Here is a 24,650-nt window from a genome sequence, read left to right as displayed (position 1 = left end):
TTTCACCTAATCAGCATTAAAAATTGGCCTGGAAGTTCAAATTAACTGGTTCATCGAGTGTAATTTGAGTAACTTCATAAGTTAGTGTTTCAATATATTCAATCAAAGGTCGACTTAGCAATTGATAATCTGTCTTAGCTAAATCACTCCCATCACCAAAATAATCTTTAATTTGGACAATTTGACTAATCATCCCACTAACAGTAAATTGACCCGGAGCAGGGGCAACTTCAAAAATGACAGTTACATCAAAATATTTTCCTTCCCTACCCTCATCAACTGAACCGTCCTCATTTTGTTTTTCTACTTCCTTCAAACCAAAATTTACTTGGTTCTTAGTTTGTAATTCTTCATTGATATCGTAGTGAAAATTTTTAACTAATATTGGTGTTTCTTTACTATAATCCATTTTTACTCTCCCTTTAAATTGCGCTCATAACGTTGTGGCCGATTATAATTATCTTTTAACTTATCATTTGCATAATGATGTGTTATTTCCATGTTAGGAAAACCTTGTTGCCGTAACGCTTCAAGCAAAACAATTGCAACTGAATTAGCCAAATTATAGCACCGAATATTATCGGACATTGGAATGCGTAAGTTTCTTTCTTGGTATTCACGCATAAAGGTTTCAGGTAATCCCGTTGTTTCTTTACCAAAAATAAAATAATAATTTTTATTTGAATCAGTATAATCGACCTCAGCATAATTTTTAGATGAAAATTTTGAAATAAGATAAATTTCATCGTTTGGTCCTAATTTTTGTAAAAATGCATCTAAATCATCATGCAAACGAACATCAACCTTGTCCCAATAGTCTAACCCCGCTCGCTTCATTTTTTTATTATCAAATTGAAATCCAAGTGGCTCAATTAAATCAAGCACTGCATTAGCCCCGGCACAAGTTCGAGCAATATTACCAGTATTAGCTGGCATCAGTGGTTCATATAAAACAACGTGATTGGTCATTTTTTCTCCTTAATCAAAAAGTGTGGCAACACAACCACACAGTTCTAACTCTTTGTCACTTTTTAACCTTTTGCTGATTAAACGAAGACAAAGATGTACTCTCATCTTCCTCAAATACTTGAGAAACTTTACGGTAATAATTGTACACCCGCATAGTAATAATTTTTAAAATTGCATAAATTGGAATGCCAAAAATAACTCCCCATAGCCCCCAAACAGCACTAGAGCCTATCAAAAGTAGAATTGTAGTAACCGGATGCATCGCCATCTTATTGCCCATAACTAAGGGACTAATAATTCTAGATTCAATGGTTTGCTCAATTACAAAAACAATCAATACTTTAATAACCATTGGCATTGACATCATAATCGCAATTACAATTGCCGGCACAAAAGCAATAAATGTTCCAAAATAGGGAATCAAATTTAAAAATGCACTCAATACCGCTAATGCAATTCCATACTCTAAACCTACCATACTATATCCAATAGCAAACATTACTCCTACCCAAAAGGCAACGGTAATTTGTCCACGAATATATGAGGCAAGAGCTGTATTAATATCATAAAGTAACTGACTAAAACTTTTTTGCCACCGATAAGGGGCAAATTGGGTAATGTATGGGCGTAAATGGTGTGCATCTTTCAGCATAAAAAACAAAATAAACGGTGCTGTTAAAACTGTCATGAAAATAATTGTTACAATACTAATCGCAGACGAAATATTATTCATAGCAGTATCAATAGTGTTCCTACCTGATTTAAAAATCATATTTTGAGCCCTAGTTAGAGCATCATTTAAGTCATTTCTCACACTATTTAAATGCGGATCATTTAAAGTGTTTTGAACCACCATTGTGGCATCTTTCCAAATACTAGGCCAATGTTTAATTAAAGAGTCTATCTGCCCTTGAACAATTGGCAAAAGCGTATTGACAATCCAGATAAGTAAAACCGTAACTAATGCAAACAGACCAATAATAGTAGCAATCCGCGGCACTTTAAACTTACGCTCCAAAAAGTCAACTAACGGATTCATAATATAAAATTGAATTAAGGCCAACAGTAGTGGTGGTAAAATCGCACTTACAAATACTTTAGCTGGATTTAATATAAAAGAAATTTTATTAAACATCCAAATTACCAAAAAGAATAATAAAATGTTTAATAATGCTACGCTAAAGCGGTTATTCGAAAACCATTTTTGCATAATCGTTGATTTCTTATATTTTTTCTCGTAGTCCATTTAATTTACCCCATCAAATATGCTCGTATTCAATGCTTTCATTTACCTTAAATTTAGGCATACTCTGATTATTGGCAAAAGTAAAATGAATAGCATTAGCTAAAGGATTATCGTCACTTTTTTTATCAAAACACAAAGTTACCTGTTCTAAAGTTCTCATATTATTTTCAACCATTGTGCCCACATAATCAGCCACATAGGTCTGATTGTCAATCGTAATCTTATCCCCTTTTTGGAAAATAAAATCTTCGCTTGGTGTAGCTGTACTAAATTTTTGAATAACTGATACATCAAATAATTCAGTTGCAACATTTTCACCAAATAATATTATCATATTGTCCTCAGTTGTAAGAGCTTCTGGGCCAATTTTCTTAATTGTTGCAGTCCATTTCATTTTTTACACTCCTTAACTTCTAATTCTAGCATAATAAAAACCGCTTAACTAATATATAAGCGGCTTTCTAGAATCCTATTTACTTTTTACGATAGAGCATCCATTTTTTTAATTCATCAAGTAAAACTAACGGAATTGGTAAACAAAAGAGAAATAGCCAATCAGTCATTAACAAATTAGTAGTATTAAACAATTGTTGTAACCCTGGAGTTATCGTCAAAATTAAGAACAAAAGGATTTCAAAAATAATTCCATACCAAATACCAGTATTACTAAATAAGCCCTTTTTAAAAATTGAAATACGATTCGTTCGACAATTCAAAACGTTGGCAATTTGAGTAAAAATAATTGTCCCCAAGACCATCGTCGTTGCTCTTAGATAAACTTCTCCATTACTAGCTAAGGGAATTCTAGGCCAACCATTTTTCAAATTAACTAGAAAATAAGCACCAATTGAGATCATGCTTGAAATAAACCCATACCAAAGAAAAGCTTTAGCAATTACCGTTTTATTAAGTAAATGTTCTTTACGATTTCTAGGTGCCTGTTTCATTACATCAGAATCGACAGCTTCTCCTCCTAATCCTAAAGCAGGTAACATATCTGTACCTAGATCAACTGTTAGAATTTGCATTACCGTCATGGGTAAAGGTATTATGCCACCAGACAACAAGAATAAAATTGAGGGAAAGGCCTCAGGTACATTTGAGGTGAGTATATAAGTTAAAAATTTTCGAATATTACTATATACAGCTCTTCCTTCTTCAATCGCGGCTACAATTGAAGCAAAATTATCATCTGTCAAAATAATATTTGCAGCATCTTTAGCTACATCGGTCCCTGTCATCCCCATTGCTATTCCAATATCGGCTTGTTTTAATGCTGGTGCATCATTCACACCATCTCCAGTAGAGGCTACTATTTCACCGTTTTGTTGTAAAGTTTTTACAACTTTATATTTTTGTTCTGGTGCCACACGCGCAAAAATAACTTCTCCTTTTAGTGCTACACTCAATTCATGCTTGCTCATTTTTTCAAGTTCATCACCTGAAATAACCCGTGCTTGATTAGTAGTTAGTCCTATTTGAACCGCAACCGACTTAGCCGTTAATTTTGAATCACCTGTTACCATAATGATCTTTATTTTTGCTTCATGACAACGTTTAATTGCATTATAAATTTCTGGCCTTGGTGGATCACTCATCGTCGTTAAACCAACAAAGATTAAGTGTTGCTCAACAGTCGTAGCAGTCACCTTATTAATATCTATACTATCTTTATCAACAATCCGATAAGCCATTGCCATACTGCGCAAACCTTTTAGTGCATATTGAGCATTGTGATTAGCAGCTGCTTGCTGCTGACTAGGAGTCATTGGTTGGATTTGACCATCAATTTGAATTTGATCACACTGCTTAATAACATCACTAAATGAACCTTTAGTAAATATAATGAATTGTTGATCATTCCAGCGATGAATTGTTGACATGCGTTTGCGCTCAGAATCAAATGGTAATTCATACAATCTAGGATATTTAATAATTACTTTTGGTCGATCAAAGCCTCCCTTTTCAGCCATAATAACTAAAGCTGCTTCTGTAGGTGTGCCTAGTATTTTGGGTTTAGCACCCTTCATTTTAGTCTGCTCAACTGAAGTATCATTATCTAGCGCCGCAATTTCAACCAGTTTTTGTAAATCTGGATTCTCATCATACCATAATTGCTTTTTATTTAATTCTATCTGCCCATTGTTTACATAACCGTTATCAGTTACCCGATATTCATTTTTAGGTGTCCAAATATAATGGATTGTCATTTGATTTTGGGTTAAAGTACCAGTTTTATCTGAACAAATAACGGTCGTCTCACCCAAAGTTTCCACTGAATTAAGTTCTTTAACTAAGGCATGTTTTTTTGCCATTCGCTTTACACCTTCCGCTAAACTCAAAGTAACCGTCGGTAATAACCCTTCCGGAATAAAGGCTACTACCATGCCCAATGCAAAAACAAAGGCTTTGGCAAAAGGATATTTGACCCAAAAAATAGCGGCCAATAAAAACAATAATCCAATCGATACAGCAATCATTGATAATTGTTTAGTCAACCGATTAAGTTCTTTAGTTAAGGGACTATCAACCTTTCTTTGTTTTTGAGTTAATTGAGCAATTTTACCAAATTCTGTCTCCATTCCCGTAGCAAAAGCAATCGCTCTTGCCGTTCCAGCAGCAACAGAAGTTCCAGAATAGACCAAATTAGTTTCAGCATAATTTCCTTCTCCTGGTGCATACTCAACTGATTTTGATTCTGTCGTTGACTCACCATTTAAGGCACTCTGGTCCACTTGTAAAGAGCTAGCAGAAATTATACGGGCATCAGCCGGAATGGTATTGCCAGCTTGCAGAATAAAAACATCACCTGGGACTAATTTTTTGGCATCAAGCTGAACCTTTTTACCATTGCGAATCACCTGCACATAGCTGGGCAGCATATTATTTAAGGCATTTGTAGCTTTTTTAGCTGCTCGTTCCTGCCAAAAACTAAATAATCCATTAATAATATTAACTAGCCAAATAGCAATTTCTAATTCCAAAGTACCACTTAATATGGCAATTGCACCTGATATCCATAGTAAAATGGCCATCATACTAATAAAATTTTTTAAAAAAGATTTCCACTCTGATTCTTCTTGTGGTTTTTTTATTTCATTTAAGCCATACTTTTTTAACCTATTATTAGCTTCTGTTGAAGTCAACCCAACATCAGCAGATTTCAAATTTAAAAAAACTTCCGAAATTTTATTCTGAGCATAAAGTTTACGAATTATATTCTGGTCCATTACAAATCCACCCCTTAGTTATAAATTTCATTTTTATTAATAAAGCTAACTATATACTCTAACATTTTTTTAAATATTTACCTGATTATAAACTTATCCGCCAATTTAGCATGCTATACTTAATATGGATATTAAATTTAGGAATATTAAATTTGGGAGGCTTACAAATGAAATTATTAATTGGCGGTTACACTAAGAAAAAGGCGACAGGTATTTATGAATTACCCCTAGCCAATTCTAACGAAAATTCCCAGCCAGAAGTTGGCTCAGCTAAAGAAATAATTAAGATTGGTGGTCCAACTTACTTTGTCCAAGATAATGATTTACTTTTTACTATCAATAATGCTGGTAACCAAGGCGGAATTAGTTCTTTTCAATTGCTCAAAGGTAAGTATCTAGAAAAGGATTCATACTTAACTACTGGATCTTCACCTGCATATATTGGCATTAACCAAGAAAATAAACTTTTATATTCAGCAAATTACCATACTGGTCTCTTAGCGGTCTTTTCTTACGACAATAATGGTACTTTAAAATTATTGGCTTCTCTTACTCATACTGCTGATTCCCTGGGACCCCGTCCCGAACAAGTTGATGGCCCACATCCACACTTTTTTGATCAAACACCGCAAAAAAATTTAGTTAGTTGCGATTTAGGCAATGATTGTGTTGATTTTTATAGTTTAGAAAATAACCAGCTAAAGCATCTAGCCAAATATCAAAATGAAGCAGGATTTGGTACCCGTCATTTAGTCTTTAGTCCTGATGGACAGTATTTTTATGTTGTAGGTGAACTAGCAAGTAAGATTAACGTCGTTAAATTAGACGAAAAAAACTGGTCCTTCGAAAATATCGCAACTTATTCAACAATTCCGACCGATTATTCAGAGCATAATGGTGCTGCTGCAATCAGAATGAGTAATGACGGAAAATTTATCTATGTTTCAAATCGAGGACACGATTCGATTACTGTTTTCTTAGTGAAAGCAGACCATACTTTAGAATTACAGCAACGAATTTCAACTTTTGGTGAGTTTCCTCGTGATTTTAATTGGGACAATGACCAAAAATTGCTTGTAGCAACTAATCAAAATACAGATAATGCTACACTGTATACCCGTAACGCAGAAAATGGCTGCTTGACCCCTATTCAAAAAAACATTTATATTCCAGAAGGAACATGTGTCCTTTTCGATGAATAATAAAAAAACGGTATTGTTCTAATACCGTTTTTTTATGTTAGAGATAAAAATTTGCGTTTCTGCCACAATTTTTGCATATCCGCCGCATCTGCAACTTCTACTTTAACTAATTCATTTTTTGCAAAAGGATCTGGAAAAGCTAAGTAAAAACAATTTAATGCTTGCCGCTTAAACTCATCCTTAATACCATATAATTGATCCCCATATAAAGGATGACCAATTGCTTGCATATGAAGTCGAATTTGATGTGTTCGCCCTGTATAGAGACGAAGTTCTACTAAACTCATGTCTCGAATTTGGTCAATAACCCGATAAGCGGTTACTGCCTCTTTGCCTTTTACATCAATGGTTCGCTTAATAGATTTATTCATACGACCGATTGGCAAATCAATCATACCCTCTAGTTTATTTTGGCTAAAATTACCATGAACAATTGCATGATATTTTTTGACAAAATCAGCTTTACTAATTTTGCTAAAACGACCATGAGCAATCGCATTCTTACCTACAAGTACCAAACCCGAAGTATCACGATCAAGTCTAGTAATTATATGTGGCTTTACTTCGGTTAACTTATTTCTAGCAAAGTAACCTAGGACTCGGTTAACAATAGCATTATCATCATAGCGAGATGGTATTGACAGTAAGCTAGCTGGCTTATTAATTACTAAGTAGTTTTCAGTTTCCTTAATAATATTCAATGGCTTATTCGATGGTTTTAACCACAAATTAGCGGGTTCTTTACTAGGTATAAAAATAACTTCATCCCCAGAACGAACCAGATAATTTGTATAACGCTTTTTGTGATTAACTAATAGCCAACCCCCTAAGTTCTTGGCATTATTAATTGCTTGCTTTGAAAAGCCACTTTTTTCTAAAAATGAACCCAAAGATATGGGCTTATCTGTTGCGACCATTACTTTAAAAATCGTCATCTTTATCACCAATAAAGGCATTTTGAACCCGCGTCCAAAAATATGTATGCCCAAAGCGATCAAATCTAATCACTTTATTAGAAATACGATAATTAATTTTCTTAGCATTGCGCACATTAATTTGACTACCATCAATTGTCATTACAAAATGATCAGCTTTAGGTACAATCGTAATCCATTGCTCAGGAGCAATGACTATTGGGGAAGATAATGTTCTAAAAACCCGATTATTAATCGAAGCAATTTCTGCCATTTGTAAAGCCTTAAGTTGTGGGTGAATAACCGCTCCACCTAACGATTTGTTATACCCAGTAGACCCTGTTGGCGTTGAAATACACAAACCATCACCACGAAAGTTTTCAAAAAGTTGATCGTCAATATAAATATTAGCCTCCAAGGTATGCGATATTCGTTTAACAGCTGACTCATTCAAGGCTAAATAATGTTTGGTATCCCCGGCTTCTGTGACTAGTTCTACTTCAAGTAGGGGATACTTAGCAGATTCGGGTTCACGCAAAAAAAGTGCATCTACCATCTTATCAACATCGACACTTCGCCAATCTGTATAAAAGCCTAAATGACCCGTATGAATACCGATAAATCTAATTGAGCTAATTTGGCTTTCATAGCGATGAAAAGCATTAATTAAAGTCCCATCTCCGCCAACTGTTATAACCACATCAGGATACTTTGCATCAAAAACCACATCGCTTTTAGTAGCAAGAAGTGACTTAAGTCTTGCTACCACCTGTAAAGTTTCATCATTATTATTGTGGGCAATTGCTATCCTCATTAATTTTCCTTACCTTTATTCTTGGTAAAAACTTTTTGCGCTTCTTGTACCTCATCTTTAATGAGCGACATCTCTTCATCAAGCTTATAAGCTGTTTCCGCAGTCGACTTTAACCGTTTAGAAATGTCTTTTGGATATGAACCTTGATATTTGTAGTTCAAGGTATGTTCAACGGTTGCCCAAAAATTCATTGCTAATGTTCTAATTTGTATTTCAGCAAGTAATTTTTTTGATCCTTCCGGTAAATAAATGGTGTAAGAAATCACCATATGATATGAACGATAACCAGATGACTTAGCGTTTTTGACATAATCTCTTTCTTCAACTACTTCCATATCATCACGTGCATGAATCAGATCTACAACTTTATAGATATCGTCAACAAACTGACAAACAATCCTAATACCAGCAATGTCCTGCATGTCCGTTTCAATTACTTCTGGACTAATAACACGCCGTTGCATTTTTTCTTTAATAGAATCAACCGATTTTACACGACCAACTACAAATTCTATTGGCGAATGTTCTCTTTCAGTTAAAAAACTCTGTCTAAGGGAACGAAATTTTATTTTTAACTCACGCACAGCCTCATCATAAGGCCATAAAAAATTTTCCCAATCAATATTCATAGAAATAATCCCCTTCTTAAACAGCATCTATATTTTAACACAAAACTGATGATAGCAATTTCACGCCTTTAAGCTTGCTGCTGATTTAAGTTTTTTATGAATTGTGCATATTAATTATATTAGATTAATTTTAATAAAAAATATTTTTATTTATTAGATATTTAGTAATTTAATTATTTTATAAATTATATATCAATACTATCAGAATAACTTTCTTTTAGCTTATAAACTACAAAAAGCGAACATTGTCAAACCTATTTTTTGACTAATATGGGCAGAATAGCGCAAAATAGTTAACGATTCCTTTTATCAATGAAACGTTCTATATTCTATCCAAAGCAAGACTATACAGCAATTAAGGAGTATAATTTTAAGGTAAGCATTCTCATGGCTAAATTTTAAATTAAAAAATATAATATTCTGAATTATAACTTGGCAAAAGATTGGAGTAACTTCAGATGGCAAAAAATAGTGAAATTGAAGCTAAAATTATCCTACCTCAAAAAACTTATCAACAACTTTGCGATAATTTTACAATAAAAAGTAATTTTGACCAAGAAAATTATTATTTTGATACTGCAGCTGGCTCACTTAAAAATATGCGAATAAGCTGTCGTATTCGTATTTTTAACAATTATGCCGAACAAACTTTAAAGATACCAAGTAAAATTACTAAACAAACTAATTTTCATGTAGCAACTGAACTTACCGATACTTTAACTTTAACTGAAGCACAAGAAATGATTAACAGCGGCCAACAGGACATTCCTGTTACCTTTGGTAAAACTGGTGGTCATTTTCTTGTGGAACATTTGGGACAAAATTATAAATTATATTTGCAAACTTTTAGTAAAACTCATCGAATTTTAGCTTACGGACCCAAAAATTGCGAGCTAACTTTTGATGACACTGTTTATCCTGATGGTTATGAAGATTATGAACTTGAAATCGAGAACTCTAAAATTTCATTAATTAGCGAAGTTTTAAATTTACTAAAAAAGGAATATGCAATTAAGCAAAGCCCAGCTAATACAAACCAAGCAAAAATTAAGCGAGCTTTCAAGCATGGTGCTAGAATATGACCATGTTAGTATATTTTTCGGAGGATAGATATTGTTAGATTAATAATTGCACAGACAATTATGGAGGACCTGATTATGTTCGAGATTTTTCTCTTTGTAAATCCTATAGGTATCTATTGCTACGACACAGAGATTCTGATTAAAGAAGCAATCGATGAACTCAACCTTAATACTTCGTTCCATTTTATCCCTATAACTAATACTAAGGTTGCTAGAGAAGATATTATACGAAGAAAAAAAGAAGGTCAAAAGGTAAATGATATTCCACAGTACACAGTTGCTTCGCATCAAGCTTTACGCTATTACCATGCAATAAGATTTGAATATGGTAATAAAAAAGCAAGATTATATTTGATTAGTTTACAAAGGGCAATCAGTAGAAATTTCAATAATTATTCTACCGATTTACCCAAAAAAATAACATTAGATTTAAATCTAGACTTTAATCGTATCAATAATCCTAGGATAGATAAATATATCAAAGATTCAATTCAGCAAGATAAAGAACTTGTTAAAAAGTTCAATGTCCACAATATTCCCACAACAATTATTTTTAATGAAAATGGTAATTATAATGGTATCTTAATAGAAGGAACAGTTGCTCACGATAAATTAATCACCCTTTTTAAAAACGATTATCGGCTTAACGAGGAACCAGGATATCTACCAACTAATCATCTACATTTGATGTAAAAAAGTAATAACATTATTACAACTATTAACTCTACGAAAATTACTAAATATGGTTGGTGGTAACTCATCAATGGTAAGGTTACGTTGATATAATTGATTAGCGATTTTCATACCTTTAATAGTTTTTTGTGTTAATTGTAATTGTAAATAGTTTTTTTGTGTTCTAGGATCAACGCAATATTGTTTCAATATCGGCTTAAAATGCCATAATTTAGCTAAGCCATAAGAACTAATAACGAAATTCTCTATTTGATAGTGAACTTTACTTGTAATCGGTTCAAGCTGAACATTATATTTTAGCCGTAGTATTTTTTGTTTAGGCAAAATTTCTAAATAATAGTCATGCCACAACTTGTTTTTGCGAAAAAAAATAAGTTGTGACTTTTTTATTTCTTGTAATAAATAATGACGCTTACCAACAATCCAAATATCTGCAACACCAATATTTTTATATAAATTATGCCTTTTTGTAAACTCTAATTTACTCAATGGTGCACACTGAATTTCAAAGGCCAGTTTTGAATTCACCAAAATATCAGCTCGTAATTGCCCGTTAGCCAAACTAGTTTCTGTTTGTGCATTAAACTTTGCCTCTAAAAGTGCATTTTTTAATATAGCCTTACTTAAGGCATGTTCTTCTTTTTCCCCGCTTAAATTATTATTACTAGGAAAATGCTTAAAGTAAGCCGATTTTTCTTTAATTATCAATTTAACTCTTTGCATACACTGCGGACAAATATAATTATTTTTAGCTAACATTTTTGACTGACTTTGTGCCTCAGTCACCGCCAATACTAACTGATTGTTTAACAAAGCTGCATACAAAAAAATCACCCAAGATTATGTACGCAAAAAAAGGTTAAGTTTACCTTAACCTCCTCTACTTTCATTATGACTGAAATAATTTTTTAAAACTTCAAGTGCATCTTGCTTAATTAAACATTTACCTGTTGTTCTAATACGTGCCATTTTATTAGGACGTACCTGAACACCATATTCATTTGCAATTGACCAAACTTCTGCTGGCCTCAATTCATTAAAATCATTATCTTTAAAAGCTAAATCCAAATAAAACAGCTCGCGCTCAAAATAAAGACTCGAAAGAAGCATTTGTTCTGGCAAGCTTTCTGCTAGTTCAGTTACCTGATTAAGATCACTAAAGCTATAAGCTTGCCGCTTATGTAATTGCTGATCTGACTTTTTAATTTTTGGTTTAAGTGAACTAGCTAATTCTGATAAAGGCGAATTTTCATCATCTTCTTGTCGCTGTTCATCAGTAAAATCATTTTCATCGTCGTCATCAGCAGTATCTACATCATCTGATTCTAAATCTTCAAAAGCTTTATTTAAGACCGGATTATCATTTTTTAAATCACTATCAAATAATTGTGACAACTCTGCACGATCTTGCTTTGTCACTTTTGTTATTAATAAATCTAAGCCGCCATTATTGGGCATTACTTGAAAAGTGACCGGGGCATCTTGACTAAATGAATGGTCATTATCAATTTCTTCTAAAATTGAATAAAAGAATTGCTGAATTTTATTTTTATCCCCTAATAAATCTAATACCTTAAGCCCACGCTTGGACAATTCATTTTTATCTATTCGTACTCGGATCGTGTTTTCATTAATACGTTTTACTTGCATGAATTCTCACCTCCATCGAATCCTTTTATCTATTGTAGCTTATTTTGTAACTAAAATAAAAGCGTTAGTTTAAATACCAACGCTTTTATTTAAATTTTTACATTAATTATATGTCAGCGATTTTTTGCATTTCTTCAAGTTCGAGCCGACGAACTTTACGCGGTAAAAACCGCCTAATTTCATCTTCATTATAACCAACCTGTAAGCGACGATCATCCATAATAATCGGACGTCTTAACAAACTAGGATTTTTTTCAACTAAATTAAGTAACTGATCGATTGATAAATCATCAAGATTAATCTTTAACTGTTGAAAAGCTCTTGAACGTGTAGAGATAATTTCTTCGGTACCATTCTCAGTCATTCGTAATATTTGAATAAGTTCCTCTTTTGTAAGTGGCTCTGAAAAAATATTTCTTTCTTTAAAAGCAATATCATGTTTTTTCAACCAAGCCTTTGCTTTACGACACGAGGTACAACTCGGAGATATATATAAATTCACCATATATTTCACGCTCCTTTGAACAATACGATTTCTTTTACCTCTTTAGTATAACATAACACTTCTTTTTTGTAAGTAATATCTTGTATACTAACCATATCTTTATATTAAATTACAAAGATGAATAATCCGTGACTTTTTAATTAAGAAAGTTTTAAGATATAATAAAAGAGTATTAGTGACATTAATACTCTTTTACATTTTTTATTTAATTAGTTAACTTTGACATTAAGTCATTGACTAACTTCTCATTGTCTTCAGCAGTTTCCGATACAAAACACGCCTGATTGGCCAAATCTTTAATATCTTCAGTATTCAGCTTCTTCATTAAACTTCTAATTCGTAAAATAGATGTTGCACTCATTGAATACTCATCAAGTCCCATTGAAAGTAAAATTGGGAACATGATATTATCACCAGCAGCTTCACCACACATACCACACCATATATTATTTTCATGGGCAGCATCTATAGTGTGCTTAATTAAGCGTAATACGGCTGGATTAGCTGGTTGATACAAATAAGAAACATTATCATTACCACGATCAGCAGCCATCGAATATTGAATTAAATCATTGGTACCAATTGAGAAGAAATCAACTTCTTTAGCAAATTGATCAGCCATTACCGCCGCAGCTGGTATTTCAATCATCATTCCGACTTGTAAATCGGAACCAACTTTAACGCCTGCTGCTGTTAATTTATCTTTTTCAGTTGCTAAAATTGACTTAGCCTTACGCAATTCACCCAGAGTACCAATCATTGGGAACATAATTCCCAATTTTCCATAAGCCGAAGCCCGCAATAATGCACGTAGTTGTGTTCTGAAAATTTCTTCATTTTGTAAAGATAATCTGATTGCTCGTACACCGAGGAATGGATTCATTTCTTCGGGTAAGTCCCAATAATCAAGGTGCTTATCACCACCAATATCCATGGTTCTAATAATAACTTGCTTACCATTCATACCTTCGATAACTTCTTTATAGGCTTCGAATTGTTCTTCTTCAGTTGGAAAATTTTTCGAATCCATATATAAAAATTCAGTACGATATAGTCCAATAGCTTCAGCACCGTTATCATTCACACCTTGCATGTCATTAGGTGTACCAATGTTAGCAGCAATAATAAACTTCTTGTTATCAGCAGTAACTGATGGTTCATTTTTCAGTTTTTCCCATTCAGCTTTTTGCGCCAAGAATGCTTCACTTTTTTGCTGATAAGTTGCTATTTGGTCAGCATCTGGTTCAATTACTACATCACCATTTAATCCATCAACAGCTATATTTTGACCATTTTCAACATCAGCAGTGATTGATTCAGTACCAACAACAGCTGGCAATTCAAGCGAACGAGCCATAATTGCTGAGTGCGCCGTCCGCCCACCAATATCAGTGACGAAACCTTTAACAAAGTTCTTATTTAGTTGAGCAGTATCACTTGGCGTCAAATCATGAGCTACGACAACCACTTCATGGTCAATCGTTGCCGGATTAGGTAATTCTTTTCCTAATAAGTGAGCCATAATTCGCTTAGAAACATCACGAACATCGGCAGCACGTTGCTGCATATATTCGTTATCAGTCATACCTTCAAAAATTGTAATAAATTTTTGGGCAGTTTCATCAAGTGCAGCTTCACTATTAATTTTTTGTTCCTTAATTTCGGTTTCAATTGCACCAGTAAATTCAGGATCATTTAAAATCATCAAGTGAGCTTCGAAAACTTGTGCTTCTTCTTCTCCCAAGCTTGTTTTAGCACTATCACGAATCTTTTCAACTTCAGCAGTTGAAACTTTAATTGCTTCGTGATAGCGAGCTAGTTCACCTTCAACATCGCTGACATTAGTCTTTGAAAATGAAAGATCCGGTTCTACCAAGAGATAAGCTGGTGCTACAGCAATACCATCACTTGCAGCAATTCCTTTTAATGTCTTGGTCATTATTCAGCTAAGCCTTCTTTTTTCATTGTTTCAGAAATAGCTTCAATAGCATCCTTTTCATCATCACCATCAGCACTAATTGAAACATCAGCATTTTTGCCAACACCAAGTGACATAACACCCATGATTGACTTCAAATTAACTGATTTGCCATTGTATTCCAAGTTGATGTCTGAACCAAACTTAGAAGCAGCTTGTACTAACAAGGTAGCAGGACGAGCATGAATACCTGTTTCTGCAATAACATGAAAATCGCGTTTTTCCATTATAATATCTCCTTTGAATTCAAAAAAATAAAACCGGTAGTAAATACCTATTCGTGTACTTAGACTATCATTTTTTTGCAAAATAGACAACATTAATGTAACAGTTTACATCATTAAACTTGTGTCTTCTTTTGCATGTAAATTATTTGACCTCCACGGAGTGCCTTACCAGTTATATTTTGTCTTTTCCCAAAAGATCTTAAAGCAGCTTGAAAAGCAAAGGCTTCTTTTGGGTGAACTTGATATGAATCAAGTTCACCGCTAGCTAACTGCTCAAGAATTTTTTGATAATCCAAATATACCACCGTTTCTTTCAAATTAATAATAATCTAGATAAATTTAGCAAATTTTTGACTACTTTGCTTATCTACATTTTAACATATTGTGCCTACATACAACCACCAAGCTTTTATGTTTAGCACTTGATTATTAAGAGTGCTAATTATATAATTTAGAAAAAGATGAATCAAAGCGAAAGGCGGTAATATAATTGCTTTGTCAAAACTGTCATAAACGACCTGCTTCCATTCACCTCTTTGCTCAGGTAAATGGTGAAAGTCGCGAAATCAATTTATGTGGTCAATGTTATCAAGAACTTGAACAACAAGGAAATATTAATATGAGCAATAACAATAATAGCTTTTTCGGTGATTTTAATAATCCATTCAATAATGGTGGTAATGCCAATGATTCACAAATGAATAATAATGGTGGGACTTCAGTTGGCAATAATAGCGGTAAGCGGTCACTTTTAGATCAGTATGGAACTGATTTAACTGACTTAGCTCGAAAGGGTAAAATCGATCCAGTGATTGGTCGTGACCAAGAAATCGCTCGTGTAATTGAAATTCTAAATAGAAGAACTAAAAATAACCCTGTCTTAATTGGCGAGGCTGGTGTAGGTAAAACTGCAGTAGTTGAAGGATTAGCTCAACAAATTGTTGACGGATCTGTCCCAGCTAAATTACAAGACAAAAGAATTGTTTCATTAAATGTGGTTTCTTTAGTTCAAGGGACCGGAATTCGTGGACAATTTGAACAACGTATGCAACAACTGATTAATGAATTACAAAATCAAGATGACATTATTCTTTTTATTGATGAAATTCATGAAATTGTTGGTGCAGGAAACGCTGAAGGAGGAATGGACGCTGGTAATATTATTAAACCGGCCCTTGCCCGTGGTGATCTACAATTAGTGGGAGCAACTACTCTCAAAGAATATCGTGAAATTGAGAAAGATTCAGCCTTAGCTCGAAGATTTCAACCAGTTGACGTAAAAGAACCTTCTGTTAAAGAAACAATTCGCATTCTACAAGGAATTAAAAAACGTTATGAAGATTATCATCATGTACAATATACAGATGATGCTATTCAGGCTGCAGCTGAACTATCTGAACGCTATATTCAAGATCGCTTTTTACCAGATAAAGCAATTGACCTACTTGATGAAGCTGGTTCGCGTATGAATCTAACAATCCCTTATGTAGACAAGGATAAAATTAAAGAGCGCATTGAAGCTGCACAACAACTTAAACAGGAATCGCTTAAAAACGAAGACTATGAAAAAGCCGCTTATTACCGTGATCAAATTGAAAAATATAATAAAATGAAAAATCAAAACGTTGATCCGGATAAGTCACCTATTATTACAAATAAAATAATGGATAAAATTGTAGAAGAAAAAACAGGTATCCCGGTAGGTGAATTACAAAAGCAAGAAGAAAATCAATTGCAAAACTTGGCTACAAATCTGAAGTCACATGTTATTGGCCAAGATGAAGCTGTTGATAAGTTGGCGCGAGCTATTCGCCGTAACCGAATTGGCTTTAACAAATCGGGTCGTCCAATTGGCTCATTTCTTTTCGTTGGGCCAACTGGAGTTGGTAAAACAGAGCTAGCCAAGCAATTAGCTAAGCAAATGTTTGGTTCAGAAAATGCCATGATTAGATTTGATATGTCAGAATTTATGGAATCCTATTCAGTTTCTAAATTAATTGGTTCTGCACCGGGTTATGTTGGCTATGAAGAAGCTGGTCAATTAACTGAACAAGTTCGACGTAATCCATACAGTTTGATCTTGCTAGATGAAATTGAAAAGGCTGATCCATCTGTAATGAATTTATTCTTACAAATTTTAGATGATGGTCGCTTGACTGACTCACAAGGACGCCAAGTTTCATTTAAGGATACAATTATCATTATGACTTCAAATGCAGGTCAAGGAATTAAACGTGCCAGTGTAGGCTTTGCTGCTGAAACCGCAGACAAAAAAACCGATTCTGTCCGTAATTCAATGAGTGAATTCTTTAAACCTGAATTTTTAAACCGCTTAGACGATGTAATTGAATTTAACGAATTATCAACTAAAGATTTAATTAAAATTGTCAATTTAATGCTTGATGAAGTTAACGGTATGGTCAAAAACCAAGGAATTAATATTACCGTTACAGACGAAGCTAAGGAACAATTAGTTCAAGAAGGATATAATCCAGCAATGGGTGCACGCCCACTTAGAAGAATAATTCAAGAAGAAATTGAAGATAAAGTAGCAGATTTTAAACTTGATCATCCAGCAGCTAAAAAATTACTTGCCAAGGTTGATAATCAAAAAATAGTCATTAGTGAATAAAAATAATATTTTTATTAAATATTAAAGAAGAAAAAAGTAAAAATTAGCGTTATAATAAAGTAAGGAAATAGTGAAAATAGAAGAAATGGGTGAATAGCATGCATTTGATAGATGTGACCAATAGTTATCGTGAATTAGTTCATAGTCAACTAAATACAACTAACGTCAATTATGTCAAGGTTTATTCCCTAGGCAATACCTCTGTTATCTATACTGAAAGTGACGATGCAATCGAAATTGTTTTGGAAAACCACAACCGACGTGTTCGTAAAGAAGAAATTGATTTTATCATTGAGCGACTAATTAAAGAAGAAGCCCCAGCATATACATTGATATCTGATAAAAATCAAAGAGTAATGGAAATTCACTTTGATAAATAAGAGTCTAAAAAGAAGCTAGCTCTTTAAACTAATATAAAAAGGGTTTGAACATAAATGTTCAAACCCTTTTTGGTGGTCTGGGAAAATAGTTTTTCCCAGACTTTTATTTTTTTACATACTGTAAAGTGTTGATTTATGAAAACATTCTAACTTCAAGGAAAGTTCTTTTTACCTATAATTTTTCAGTCAATTTAACATCTGGATATTTATCTTGGAAAAATCTTTCAGCAAACTGATTTTCAAATAAAAACAAAGGTTGATCATAACGATCCTTTACAAGCAAGTTACGACTACTTGACATTGCTGGATCCAATTGACTAGGATCAATCCATCTAGCTACACGATGACCAATATTAGTCATTTCAATCTCAGAATTGTACTCATTCTTCATTCTAAATTTAAAAACTTCAAATTGTAACTGACCAACTGCACCTAAAATATAATCATCTGTTTGGTAATTACGATAAAGCTGGATTGCCCCTTCTTGAACCAACTGGTTCATTCCTTTATGAAAGGATTTCTGTTTCATCACATTTTTAGCCGTAACACGCACAAACAATTCTGGCGTAAATTCTGGCAAGGTAGGATACGTTATCTTGCGTTTACCAGCATAAATACTGTCACCAATTTGAAAATTACCCGTATCATATAAGCCAACAATATCGCCAGCGACAGCATCAGAAACTTGAACTCGCTCACTAGACATAAATTCAGTCGCATTATTTAATCTAATTGGCTTATCAGTTCGCGCTAAAGTTACATCGAGTCCCTTTTTGAACTCACCACTACCGATTCTAACAAAGGCTATTCGATCACGATGCTGTGGATTCATATTTGCTTGAATTTTAAATACAAAGCCAGAAAATTCTGCATCATCTGCCTCCAAGCGTTCATCCTGATTAACCACATGGCTTGCAGGGGCAGGTGCTAATTTAACAAAACCCTTTAAAAAAGTTTCCACGCCAAAATTAGTTAAGGCTGAGCCAAAAAATACTGGGGTCTGGTCACCAGCCATAATCTTAGTAAGATCAAAAGTATTTCCCGCTTCTTTAATTAATTCAATTTCACCTAAAGTGTCTTGAAACTGAGGATTTTGACTCATTGGCTCACTGGCTGGTAAATTTCCCGCTTCATTTAACGGAATGAATTGTTTTGCCCCTGCTTGATGATATAATTCAACCTGGTTGTTTGCTATATCATATAATCCTTGCAGTGTTTGACCGGAGCCAATTGGCCAATTCATCGCCACCCCCTCAATTCCTAACAAGTCTTCTAATTCAGCAATCAAGTCGAGCGGTGGGCGCCCATCGCGATCAAGCTTATTCATAAAAGTAAAAATTGGAATGCCGCGTTGCTTGACGACTTTAAACAATTTTTTGGTTTGAGGTTCAATTCCCTTAGCCGAATCAATTACCATAACGGCAGAGTCAACTGCCATTAAGGTCCGATAGGTATCTTCTGAAAAATCTTCATGTCCCGGAGTATCGAGAATATTTATCCTTTTTCCTTGATACTCAAATTGCATCACAGAACTAGTAACAGAAATACCACGTTGCTTTTCGATTTCCATCCAATCACTAGTCGCATAGTGGCCCGTTTTTCGTGCTTTAACGGTACCAGCATTACGAATTACTCCTCCAAAAAGAAGCATTTGCTCTGTAATTGTCGTTTTACCTGCATCAGGGTGTGAAATAATAGCAAATGTTCTTCTTTTTTGTACTTTATCTAAAAGTCCCTCACTCATTAATTACTCTGCTCTTCTTCCTTTTTTGCTTTTTGTACTTCTTTTTCTGGTATGGTCAAAAGAACGGTCGCTAACCTCGAACGCATCATTCTTCTAGTGGTCAAAATCATACCATTATCAAGTTTAACTGATAGTTTTTCACCTTTAGCAGGAATAATCCCCAATTTGGTGATAACAAAGCCAGCAATTGTATCAACATTTTCCATTTCTAAATTTGTTCCAAATTGCTCATTAAATTCATCAAGTGACATTTTGCCATAAATGACGTACTTATTAGATGCAATTTGCTGAAATAATACTTCAGCGCGATCAACCTCATCATCAATATTGCCAACTATTTCTTCAATTAAGTCTTCAATTGTAGCTAATCCAACTACGCCACCATACTCGTCCGTTAAAATAGCAAGTTGTTGCTGACTTTGTTGCATTTCAACTAATAATTCACTCAAATCTGTTGTTTCTGGTGCAAACAAAGGTGGATTCATTACGTCAGCATAATCCAACTTATCAAAGCCCTTTTCACGCGCTTTACGTAAAACTGTTCGAATATGAATCACCCCAACAATTTTATCCTTATCCTTTTTATAAACCGGAATGCGTGAATATGGCTCGCGTAAAATTTCATCAAGATTATCTTGAAAACTTTCGCCGCAATCAACCATAAAAGCATCAATTCGTGGAACCATTACCTCACGAACCATTCTGCTTTGAAAATCCAAAACGGCAGTTAACATAGAAAATTCGCTATCATTAATCTCACTGCATTCATGTAAAGCTTTTATTTCTTTTATTAAATGCTCTTTTGTTTCTTCATCACTTGAAGGGGATAATTTATTTTTGAAACGTCGAAATAAATTACCCTTTTCGGGGTCGCTAGCCATGTTTTTTCTCTCTTTCTTAAAATAACAATTCAAGTAGTCACATTATATCATGTACCACGCTAATATGTTAAAATACACGTAAGAAATGAGGTTTAATCTATGAAAAAAAGTCACGTCTTACTTGTCTTCACCTTTTTACTATTAATTCCCTATTTGTGTAGCCTCACAATTATTGGCATCGGCTATGATGCACTCGTTTTACACTCGGCTGATTTATTTAGAACGGTCATTGGAGCAATAGTTGGTGCTTTTATTATGTTTGCCATTAAAGCAACTATTCAGCGACCTGTCGATCTATTGGCTGTAGAAGTTAATGATGGCATTCTTAAGCAACTGCTACGCTTTTTCAGTATTAGGCGGCGATATGTACTCCTAGTGGCAAACGTCATACTTGATTTTATTTTATGTTTTGCGGCAACTTTTGTGGTTAGACATTTTCTAACTTTAGATCAAATAGTTGGCAAATCTGTCGGCTTTGTTTTCTTGATTATGCTTTTATCAACATGTTTAGGTGCTTATGTTGAATATGACAATCTTTCTATTGACCCTAACCAACATTAGCTTTTAATTATCAGCCTCAAGATACAACATTTGGGTTAATTGTTTAGTATTTAAATTTAAATCTTGCACTATATATGGCATTGAACTATCACCAAGATTTTCATAAGTTTGAATACCTTCATCCCTTACTTCTTGTAAAAATTGTGCTACCACAACATTTAAGGGCTGACTAAAAAATGAAAGATTTTGATTATTCTGTTGTTTAATTGCTACTTGCGTCTCAGGTAAAACAAAACGCAGCAACCCTTGCGGAACTTCAATTTCTTTAGCAACAGTTACTCCATACCAATACATAAAATTTTCTGGACCAAAAACAATCATATTACTTCTTTTTGCCTTCAAATTATTATTAGCCAAGAAGGACTGAAAGACTTCATTTTGCTCCATTTCTAAATTAGCTTGTGTAAAAGTGCGTTGCTCGTCTAGCAACTGATCAGCAAAAGGGCGGCCGATAAAAGTTAACTGCGGTTGTAATTTTTTCATAATCAATCTCCTAATATTCTCCCAATTCATCAAGTGGAATAATTTCTCCTTGCAGGAAAGACTCAATTTCGCTACTACTAAAGCCATGTGCATAAAGATAATTACGTATCTTAATTTCACGTTCACTTTTATTTAACCTTCGAAATCGTTTATAGGCTTTTATCCCCTGCTTTTTTAAAGCAGCTAATTGTGCTACTTGATTTGTTTGTAAATTGCTTTGGGCAACAATTTCAGCGCTAAGGTCACTAGTAAAGCCATGACTCAGCAATTTTGTGCGCATCTTACGTTCAAGTTCCACTTGTGCTATCTGACCAATTTTACTTTTCAATGACCGTAAAACACGTAATCCTAGCTCTTGCCACTGTTCCTCATCAACCTGCTCAAACGCTTGCTGAATTATTTCAGGATCAATTCCCTTTTGCTCAAGCTTGCGCGCTAAACTTAGTGGTCCATCAGTGCCAATACGTAAATTTTGTTGTAATACAAGGTTTACGTATTGCCGATCATCCAAAAAGCCCATTTCACTAAGTTCTCGTACTGCACTTTGGGCTGACTGTTCAGCAATACCATGCTTGCTTAAATATTGTAACACTTCATAAACCGTACGCGGTTCATAACTTAGAAAAATTGATGCCATACTTGTTGCCTTAGCATCAGCATCAAATTGTTTTACGGCTTCAACTTTCTCATTACTTAATTCTTGTCCTTTTAAAAGTACAAATTCAGCTATTGTTCGTTCACTAGCTGAAAAAGCATACTGACCATCTAAGAAGATATTATAGCGACCAGGTTTTTTTTGACTACTAACTTTAGTAATAATCGGCATCTTTATCCACCCTCCTATTATTTCTCTTTTATGCTAACAAATTTCTTTGTTTCTTGCTAAAAACTTTTTCGATAGAGTAGAATATGTTATTAACCCTTAATATTTTTATTGTAGAAAGAAAAAATTATGAACCAAAAAGTTAAGCAAACAATGACTAACGAAAAAAATGTAATTATTACGATTAAAAGACTTGGCATTAATGGCGAAGGTATTGGCTATTATCGTAAAAAAATTATCTTTATTCCAAATGCACTACCTGATGAAGTGGTAGTTGCCAAAATTATTAAAGAATTCCCCCATTACATTCAGGCTGAACTAGTTCGCATCAAAGAAAAAAGTCCTGATCGAGTAGATTTTCCTGCGGGAGTAGATTTAGCAATTGGCGGCTTAGAATTAGCCCATCTGTCCTATCAAAAGCAACTAAAATTTAAACGGGATAATGTTTTAGAAGCCTTGAAAAAATATCATCCCCGCGGTTATAACAAATATAAAGTCAAGCCCACAATTCCAGCACCCAATCAATGGCACTACCGTAACAAAGCTCAATATCAAATTGAACAAGATCATGGGCAGATTAATTTAGGTTTATTTGCGCCTAATTCCCACCAGCTATATGACTTACCCATTATGCCAACCCAGAGTGAAAAAACGCAAAAAATTGAGCGCCAAATTAAAGAGCTAGTAGAAAAGTTTCACGTAGCAATTGCCAATCCATACCGCCATACAGATGGTTTAAAAACTATTGTAGTCCGTCAAGCCCAAGCAACTAACGAAATACAGGTTACTTTAGTAACCGTTGGTCATCTTATTAAAAACTTACCGGCATTAAGTGCCGAAATTATTAATTTACCAAATGTTGTCAGTGTCTTTCAAAATGAGACGGATTGGCACAATCCACAGGTCTGGGGTAATAAAACCACCAAACTAATGGGTAAAAATCAAATTATTGATGAGATTTTAACGAAAAAATTTGCTCTCTCACCACGAGCCTTTTTCCAGCTTAATCCAGTTCAAACCGCAACACTTTACTCACATGCTCTGAAGTTTTTAGATTTAGGTCCAGAGGACACCCTAATTGATGCTTATAGTGGAGTGGGAACTTTAGGAATCTTAGCAGCTGATCAAGTTAAACAAGTAATTGGTATTGAAACTATCCCAGAAGCTGTTGCAGACGCCAACCATAACGTTGAATTAAATCACTTACATAACGCCAACTATATCCAAGGTAGTGTTGAAAAAATTCTTCCTCAACTAGAGCAAAATGGGGTCTCAATCGATGCACTAATCGTAGATCCACCTAGAACAGGTTTAGCCAAAAGTTTAATTAAGACTTTACTAAAAATTAAACCCAAAACTTTTGTTTATATTTCTTGTAATCCATCTACGCTAGCGCAAGATCTCGTTTTACTTAGTGATGTTTATAATGTTCGTTTAATCGAAAACGTCGATATGCTACCGCAAACACCGCGGTGTGAATGTATTGTCAAGTTAACTTTAAGATAATAAAAAACTGACACAATTAAAGTAAGTTCCAAAAGTTGAACTAATAAATTTTAATAATTACTGGGCTAAGGCTTGATGGCAATCTTCAATTGGCATTAAGCCTTTTAGTCTGCACCTTATGCAGATAATCATTAATCACCTGCCTTAATTCAGGTAAATTGTGATAGCCAGCTTCGTACCTAGAAAAGATTTCCGTTCTTAAGCCTACAAAAAAGTGCCCGTTAAATTAAACCATCATTAAATGAATTATCCTTGGGCGAGAGAAAATTAAATTCCTGAATTTGAAAAAAAGGAAAGAAAGAAAATGTGTGAAGCTACAGACTATGTAAAAGAGCAAGAACATGTCATTATCATTTGCGGCAATATCTAAAAATTATGATTATATTTTTATTAGCTCATAACGAGTTCGTTGACCCACATTCAACAAAACACAGATAAACACTAAAATTTAACTTTACCAAGTTATGAGATGGGGCTTTAAGCCAAACATTGTTTAGCGAG

The 24,650-nt window shown here is 34.0% G+C and carries 25 protein-coding genes; 7 read left to right on the top strand and 18 right to left on the bottom strand.

Annotation, left to right across the window (positions count from 1 at the left end; genetic code table 11):
* Positions 1–16: 16 nt before the first annotated feature.
* The 5 genes from F5ESL0233_RS02415 to F5ESL0233_RS02395 all read right to left on the bottom strand — a co-directional run bounded on the left by F5ESL0233_RS02415 (position 17) and on the right by F5ESL0233_RS02395 (position 5,445).
* Positions 17–409 carry a DUF1149 family protein gene (locus tag F5ESL0233_RS02415; RefSeq protein WP_090093051.1) on the bottom strand — a complete coding sequence of 131 codons (393 nt, stop codon included), beginning with the start codon at positions 407–409 and terminating at the stop codon, positions 17–19.
* A gap of 2 nt (positions 410–411) precedes the next feature.
* Complete coding sequence (locus tag F5ESL0233_RS02410) at positions 412–969, bottom strand: tRNA (cytidine(34)-2'-O)-methyltransferase (protein ID WP_090093050.1); 558 nt, start codon at positions 967–969, stop codon at positions 412–414.
* A 55-nt stretch (positions 970–1,024) separates the two neighbouring features.
* Positions 1,025–2,215: an AI-2E family transporter gene (locus F5ESL0233_RS02405; protein ID WP_090093049.1), complete on the bottom strand. Its 1,191-nt coding sequence runs from the start codon at positions 2,213–2,215 to the stop codon at positions 1,025–1,027.
* 13 nt (positions 2,216–2,228) lie between these two features.
* Positions 2,229–2,609 (bottom strand): PTS glucitol/sorbitol transporter subunit IIA, encoded by a 381-nt coding sequence (locus F5ESL0233_RS02400; RefSeq protein WP_090093047.1) that lies wholly within the window; start codon positions 2,607–2,609, stop codon positions 2,229–2,231.
* 79 nt (positions 2,610–2,688) lie between these two features.
* On the bottom strand, positions 2,689–5,445 hold the full coding sequence (locus F5ESL0233_RS02395; protein WP_122058559.1) for a cation-transporting P-type ATPase: 2,757 nt from the start codon (positions 5,443–5,445) through the stop codon (positions 2,689–2,691).
* A gap of 167 nt (positions 5,446–5,612) precedes the next feature.
* On the opposite strand from F5ESL0233_RS02395, the gene F5ESL0233_RS02390 reads away from it, so the two are divergent.
* Entirely contained in the window at positions 5,613–6,647 is a 1,035-nt protein-coding gene (locus F5ESL0233_RS02390) for a lactonase family protein (protein ID WP_118896747.1), read from the top strand.
* A gap of 32 nt (positions 6,648–6,679) precedes the next feature.
* Here F5ESL0233_RS02390 and F5ESL0233_RS02385 read toward each other — a convergent pair whose 3' ends face one another.
* From F5ESL0233_RS02385 to F5ESL0233_RS02375, 3 genes are read right to left on the bottom strand one after another with little or no spacing between them, the layout of a single operon-like run.
* Positions 6,680–7,582, bottom strand: coding sequence for an RluA family pseudouridine synthase (locus tag F5ESL0233_RS02385; protein ID WP_122058557.1), 903 nt, complete (start codon positions 7,580–7,582; stop codon positions 6,680–6,682).
* Entirely contained in the window at positions 7,569–8,375 is an 807-nt protein-coding gene (locus tag F5ESL0233_RS02380) for an NAD kinase (RefSeq protein ID WP_090093039.1), read from the bottom strand. The genes F5ESL0233_RS02385 and F5ESL0233_RS02380 overlap by 14 nt, the downstream gene beginning before the upstream one ends.
* Positions 8,375–9,004: a GTP pyrophosphokinase family protein gene (locus F5ESL0233_RS02375; protein ID WP_090093038.1), complete on the bottom strand. Its 630-nt coding sequence runs from the start codon at positions 9,002–9,004 to the stop codon at positions 8,375–8,377. The genes F5ESL0233_RS02380 and F5ESL0233_RS02375 overlap by 1 nt, the downstream gene beginning before the upstream one ends.
* 458 nt (positions 9,005–9,462) lie before the next feature.
* On the opposite strand from F5ESL0233_RS02375, the gene F5ESL0233_RS02370 reads away from it, so the two are divergent.
* Complete coding sequence (locus F5ESL0233_RS02370; protein ID WP_122058556.1) at positions 9,463–10,086, top strand: CYTH domain-containing protein; 624 nt, start codon at positions 9,463–9,465, stop codon at positions 10,084–10,086.
* Between the two features lie 75 nt (positions 10,087–10,161).
* Complete coding sequence (locus tag F5ESL0233_RS02365) at positions 10,162–10,779, top strand: DsbA family protein (protein WP_158593116.1); 618 nt, start codon at positions 10,162–10,164, stop codon at positions 10,777–10,779.
* Here the strand turns inward: F5ESL0233_RS02365 and F5ESL0233_RS02360 are convergent.
* The 6 genes from F5ESL0233_RS02360 to F5ESL0233_RS02335 form a co-directional block, all read right to left on the bottom strand.
* Positions 10,765–11,613: a competence protein CoiA family protein gene (locus F5ESL0233_RS02360; RefSeq protein WP_370448337.1), complete on the bottom strand. Its 849-nt coding sequence runs from the start codon at positions 11,611–11,613 to the stop codon at positions 10,765–10,767. The two genes, F5ESL0233_RS02365 and F5ESL0233_RS02360, sit on opposite strands and share 15 nt — an antisense overlap.
* 36 nt (positions 11,614–11,649) lie before the next feature.
* A complete protein-coding gene (locus F5ESL0233_RS02355; protein WP_090093033.1) occupies positions 11,650–12,429 on the bottom strand; it encodes an adaptor protein MecA in 780 nt (259 codons plus the stop codon).
* A gap of 106 nt (positions 12,430–12,535) precedes the next feature.
* Complete coding sequence (gene spxA / locus F5ESL0233_RS02350; RefSeq protein ID WP_090093032.1) at positions 12,536–12,934, bottom strand: transcriptional regulator SpxA; 399 nt, start codon at positions 12,932–12,934, stop codon at positions 12,536–12,538.
* A 205-nt stretch (positions 12,935–13,139) separates the two neighbouring features.
* A complete protein-coding gene (gene ptsP, locus F5ESL0233_RS02345) occupies positions 13,140–14,873 on the bottom strand; it encodes a phosphoenolpyruvate--protein phosphotransferase (protein ID WP_122058554.1) in 1,734 nt (577 codons plus the stop codon).
* Complete coding sequence (locus tag F5ESL0233_RS02340; protein WP_090093029.1) at positions 14,873–15,139, bottom strand: phosphocarrier protein HPr; 267 nt, start codon at positions 15,137–15,139, stop codon at positions 14,873–14,875. The genes ptsP and F5ESL0233_RS02340 overlap by 1 nt, the downstream gene beginning before the upstream one ends.
* 113 nt (positions 15,140–15,252) lie before the next feature.
* Positions 15,253–15,435, bottom strand: coding sequence for a hypothetical protein (locus F5ESL0233_RS02335; RefSeq protein WP_090093245.1), 183 nt, complete (start codon positions 15,433–15,435; stop codon positions 15,253–15,255).
* Between the two features lie 194 nt (positions 15,436–15,629).
* On the opposite strand from F5ESL0233_RS02335, the gene F5ESL0233_RS02330 reads away from it, so the two are divergent.
* Entirely contained in the window at positions 15,630–17,771 is a 2,142-nt protein-coding gene (locus tag F5ESL0233_RS02330) for an ATP-dependent Clp protease ATP-binding subunit (protein ID WP_122058553.1), read from the top strand.
* Between the two features lie 98 nt (positions 17,772–17,869).
* On the top strand, positions 17,870–18,151 hold the full coding sequence (locus F5ESL0233_RS02325; protein ID WP_122058551.1) for a DUF1827 family protein: 282 nt from the start codon (positions 17,870–17,872) through the stop codon (positions 18,149–18,151).
* 172 nt (positions 18,152–18,323) lie between these two features.
* On the opposite strand, the gene F5ESL0233_RS02320 is transcribed toward F5ESL0233_RS02325, so the two are convergent.
* Both F5ESL0233_RS02320 and F5ESL0233_RS02315 read right to left on the bottom strand, forming a co-directional pair.
* Positions 18,324–19,895, bottom strand: a complete 1,572-nt coding sequence (locus F5ESL0233_RS02320) for a peptide chain release factor 3 (protein ID WP_122058550.1) — start codon at positions 19,893–19,895, stop codon at positions 18,324–18,326.
* Positions 19,895–20,776 (bottom strand): hemolysin family protein, encoded by an 882-nt coding sequence (locus F5ESL0233_RS02315; RefSeq protein ID WP_090093021.1) that lies wholly within the window; start codon positions 20,774–20,776, stop codon positions 19,895–19,897. The genes F5ESL0233_RS02320 and F5ESL0233_RS02315 overlap by 1 nt, the downstream gene beginning before the upstream one ends.
* Before the next feature lie 99 nt (positions 20,777–20,875).
* Between F5ESL0233_RS02315 and F5ESL0233_RS02310 the strand changes: the two genes are divergently transcribed.
* Positions 20,876–21,337, top strand: a complete 462-nt coding sequence (locus F5ESL0233_RS02310) for a hypothetical protein (RefSeq protein ID WP_090093019.1) — start codon at positions 20,876–20,878, stop codon at positions 21,335–21,337.
* Positions 21,338–21,340: 3 nt separating this feature from the next.
* On the opposite strand, the gene F5ESL0233_RS02305 is transcribed toward F5ESL0233_RS02310, so the two are convergent.
* Together F5ESL0233_RS02305 and recX are read right to left on the bottom strand one after the other, a co-directional pair.
* Positions 21,341–21,820, bottom strand: a complete 480-nt coding sequence (locus F5ESL0233_RS02305) for a hypothetical protein (RefSeq protein WP_122058548.1) — start codon at positions 21,818–21,820, stop codon at positions 21,341–21,343.
* A 10-nt stretch (positions 21,821–21,830) separates the two neighbouring features.
* Positions 21,831–22,646 carry a recombination regulator RecX gene (gene recX / locus F5ESL0233_RS02300; protein ID WP_122058547.1) on the bottom strand — a complete coding sequence of 272 codons (816 nt, stop codon included), beginning with the start codon at positions 22,644–22,646 and terminating at the stop codon, positions 21,831–21,833.
* 126 nt (positions 22,647–22,772) lie between these two features.
* Here recX and rlmD point away from each other — a divergent pair, with 126 nt between their 5' ends.
* Positions 22,773–24,149: a 23S rRNA (uracil(1939)-C(5))-methyltransferase RlmD gene (rlmD, locus tag F5ESL0233_RS02295; protein WP_122058545.1), complete on the top strand. Its 1,377-nt coding sequence runs from the start codon at positions 22,773–22,775 to the stop codon at positions 24,147–24,149.
* The last annotated feature ends 501 nt before the right edge of the window (positions 24,150–24,650 follow it).

Origin of the sequence: Lactobacillus sp. ESL0233 (assembly GCF_003692995.1) — a bacterium.
Taxonomy (GTDB): Bacteria; Bacillota; Bacilli; order Lactobacillales; family Lactobacillaceae; genus Lactobacillus; species Lactobacillus bombicola.
Note: the sequence above shows the minus strand (reverse complement) of the source record. Positions and strands in the feature narration are given on the sequence as shown.

Bases quoted from the DNA above. Each gene is read 5' to 3' on its own strand.
- F5ESL0233_RS02415 (WP_090093051.1), bottom strand. From the start codon at position 409: ATGGATTATAGTAAAGAAACACCAATATTAGTTAAAAATTTTCACTAC.
- F5ESL0233_RS02410 (WP_090093050.1), bottom strand. From the start codon at position 969: ATGACCAATCACGTTGTTTTATATGAACCACTGATGCCAGCTAATACT.
- F5ESL0233_RS02405 (WP_090093049.1), bottom strand. From the start codon at position 2,215: ATGGACTACGAGAAAAAATATAAGAAATCAACGATTATGCAAAAATGG.
- F5ESL0233_RS02400 (WP_090093047.1), bottom strand. From the start codon at position 2,609: ATGAAATGGACTGCAACAATTAAGAAAATTGGCCCAGAAGCTCTTACA.
- F5ESL0233_RS02395 (WP_122058559.1), bottom strand. From the start codon at position 5,445: ATGGACCAGAATATAATTCGTAAACTTTATGCTCAGAATAAAATTTCG.
- F5ESL0233_RS02390 (WP_118896747.1), top strand. From the start codon at position 5,613: ATGAAATTATTAATTGGCGGTTACACTAAGAAAAAGGCGACAGGTATT.
- F5ESL0233_RS02385 (WP_122058557.1), bottom strand. From the start codon at position 7,582: ATGACGATTTTTAAAGTAATGGTCGCAACAGATAAGCCCATATCTTTG.
- F5ESL0233_RS02380 (WP_090093039.1), bottom strand. From the start codon at position 8,375: ATGAGGATAGCAATTGCCCACAATAATAATGATGAAACTTTACAGGTG.
- F5ESL0233_RS02375 (WP_090093038.1), bottom strand. From the start codon at position 9,004: ATGAATATTGATTGGGAAAATTTTTTATGGCCTTATGATGAGGCTGTG.
- F5ESL0233_RS02370 (WP_122058556.1), top strand. From the start codon at position 9,463: ATGGCAAAAAATAGTGAAATTGAAGCTAAAATTATCCTACCTCAAAAA.
- F5ESL0233_RS02365 (WP_158593116.1), top strand. From the start codon at position 10,162: ATGTTCGAGATTTTTCTCTTTGTAAATCCTATAGGTATCTATTGCTAC.
- F5ESL0233_RS02355 (WP_090093033.1), bottom strand. From the start codon at position 12,429: ATGCAAGTAAAACGTATTAATGAAAACACGATCCGAGTACGAATAGAT.
- spxA (WP_090093032.1), bottom strand. From the start codon at position 12,934: ATGGTGAATTTATATATATCTCCGAGTTGTACCTCGTGTCGTAAAGCA.
- ptsP (WP_122058554.1), bottom strand. From the start codon at position 14,873: ATGACCAAGACATTAAAAGGAATTGCTGCAAGTGATGGTATTGCTGTA.
- F5ESL0233_RS02340 (WP_090093029.1), bottom strand. From the start codon at position 15,139: ATGGAAAAACGCGATTTTCATGTTATTGCAGAAACAGGTATTCATGCT.
- F5ESL0233_RS02325 (WP_122058551.1), top strand. From the start codon at position 17,870: ATGCATTTGATAGATGTGACCAATAGTTATCGTGAATTAGTTCATAGT.
- F5ESL0233_RS02320 (WP_122058550.1), bottom strand. From the start codon at position 19,895: ATGAGTGAGGGACTTTTAGATAAAGTACAAAAAAGAAGAACATTTGCT.
- F5ESL0233_RS02315 (WP_090093021.1), bottom strand. From the start codon at position 20,776: ATGGCTAGCGACCCCGAAAAGGGTAATTTATTTCGACGTTTCAAAAAT.
- F5ESL0233_RS02310 (WP_090093019.1), top strand. From the start codon at position 20,876: ATGAAAAAAAGTCACGTCTTACTTGTCTTCACCTTTTTACTATTAATT.
- F5ESL0233_RS02305 (WP_122058548.1), bottom strand. From the start codon at position 21,820: ATGAAAAAATTACAACCGCAGTTAACTTTTATCGGCCGCCCTTTTGCT.
- recX (WP_122058547.1), bottom strand. From the start codon at position 22,646: ATGCCGATTATTACTAAAGTTAGTAGTCAAAAAAAACCTGGTCGCTAT.
- rlmD (WP_122058545.1), top strand. From the start codon at position 22,773: ATGAACCAAAAAGTTAAGCAAACAATGACTAACGAAAAAAATGTAATT.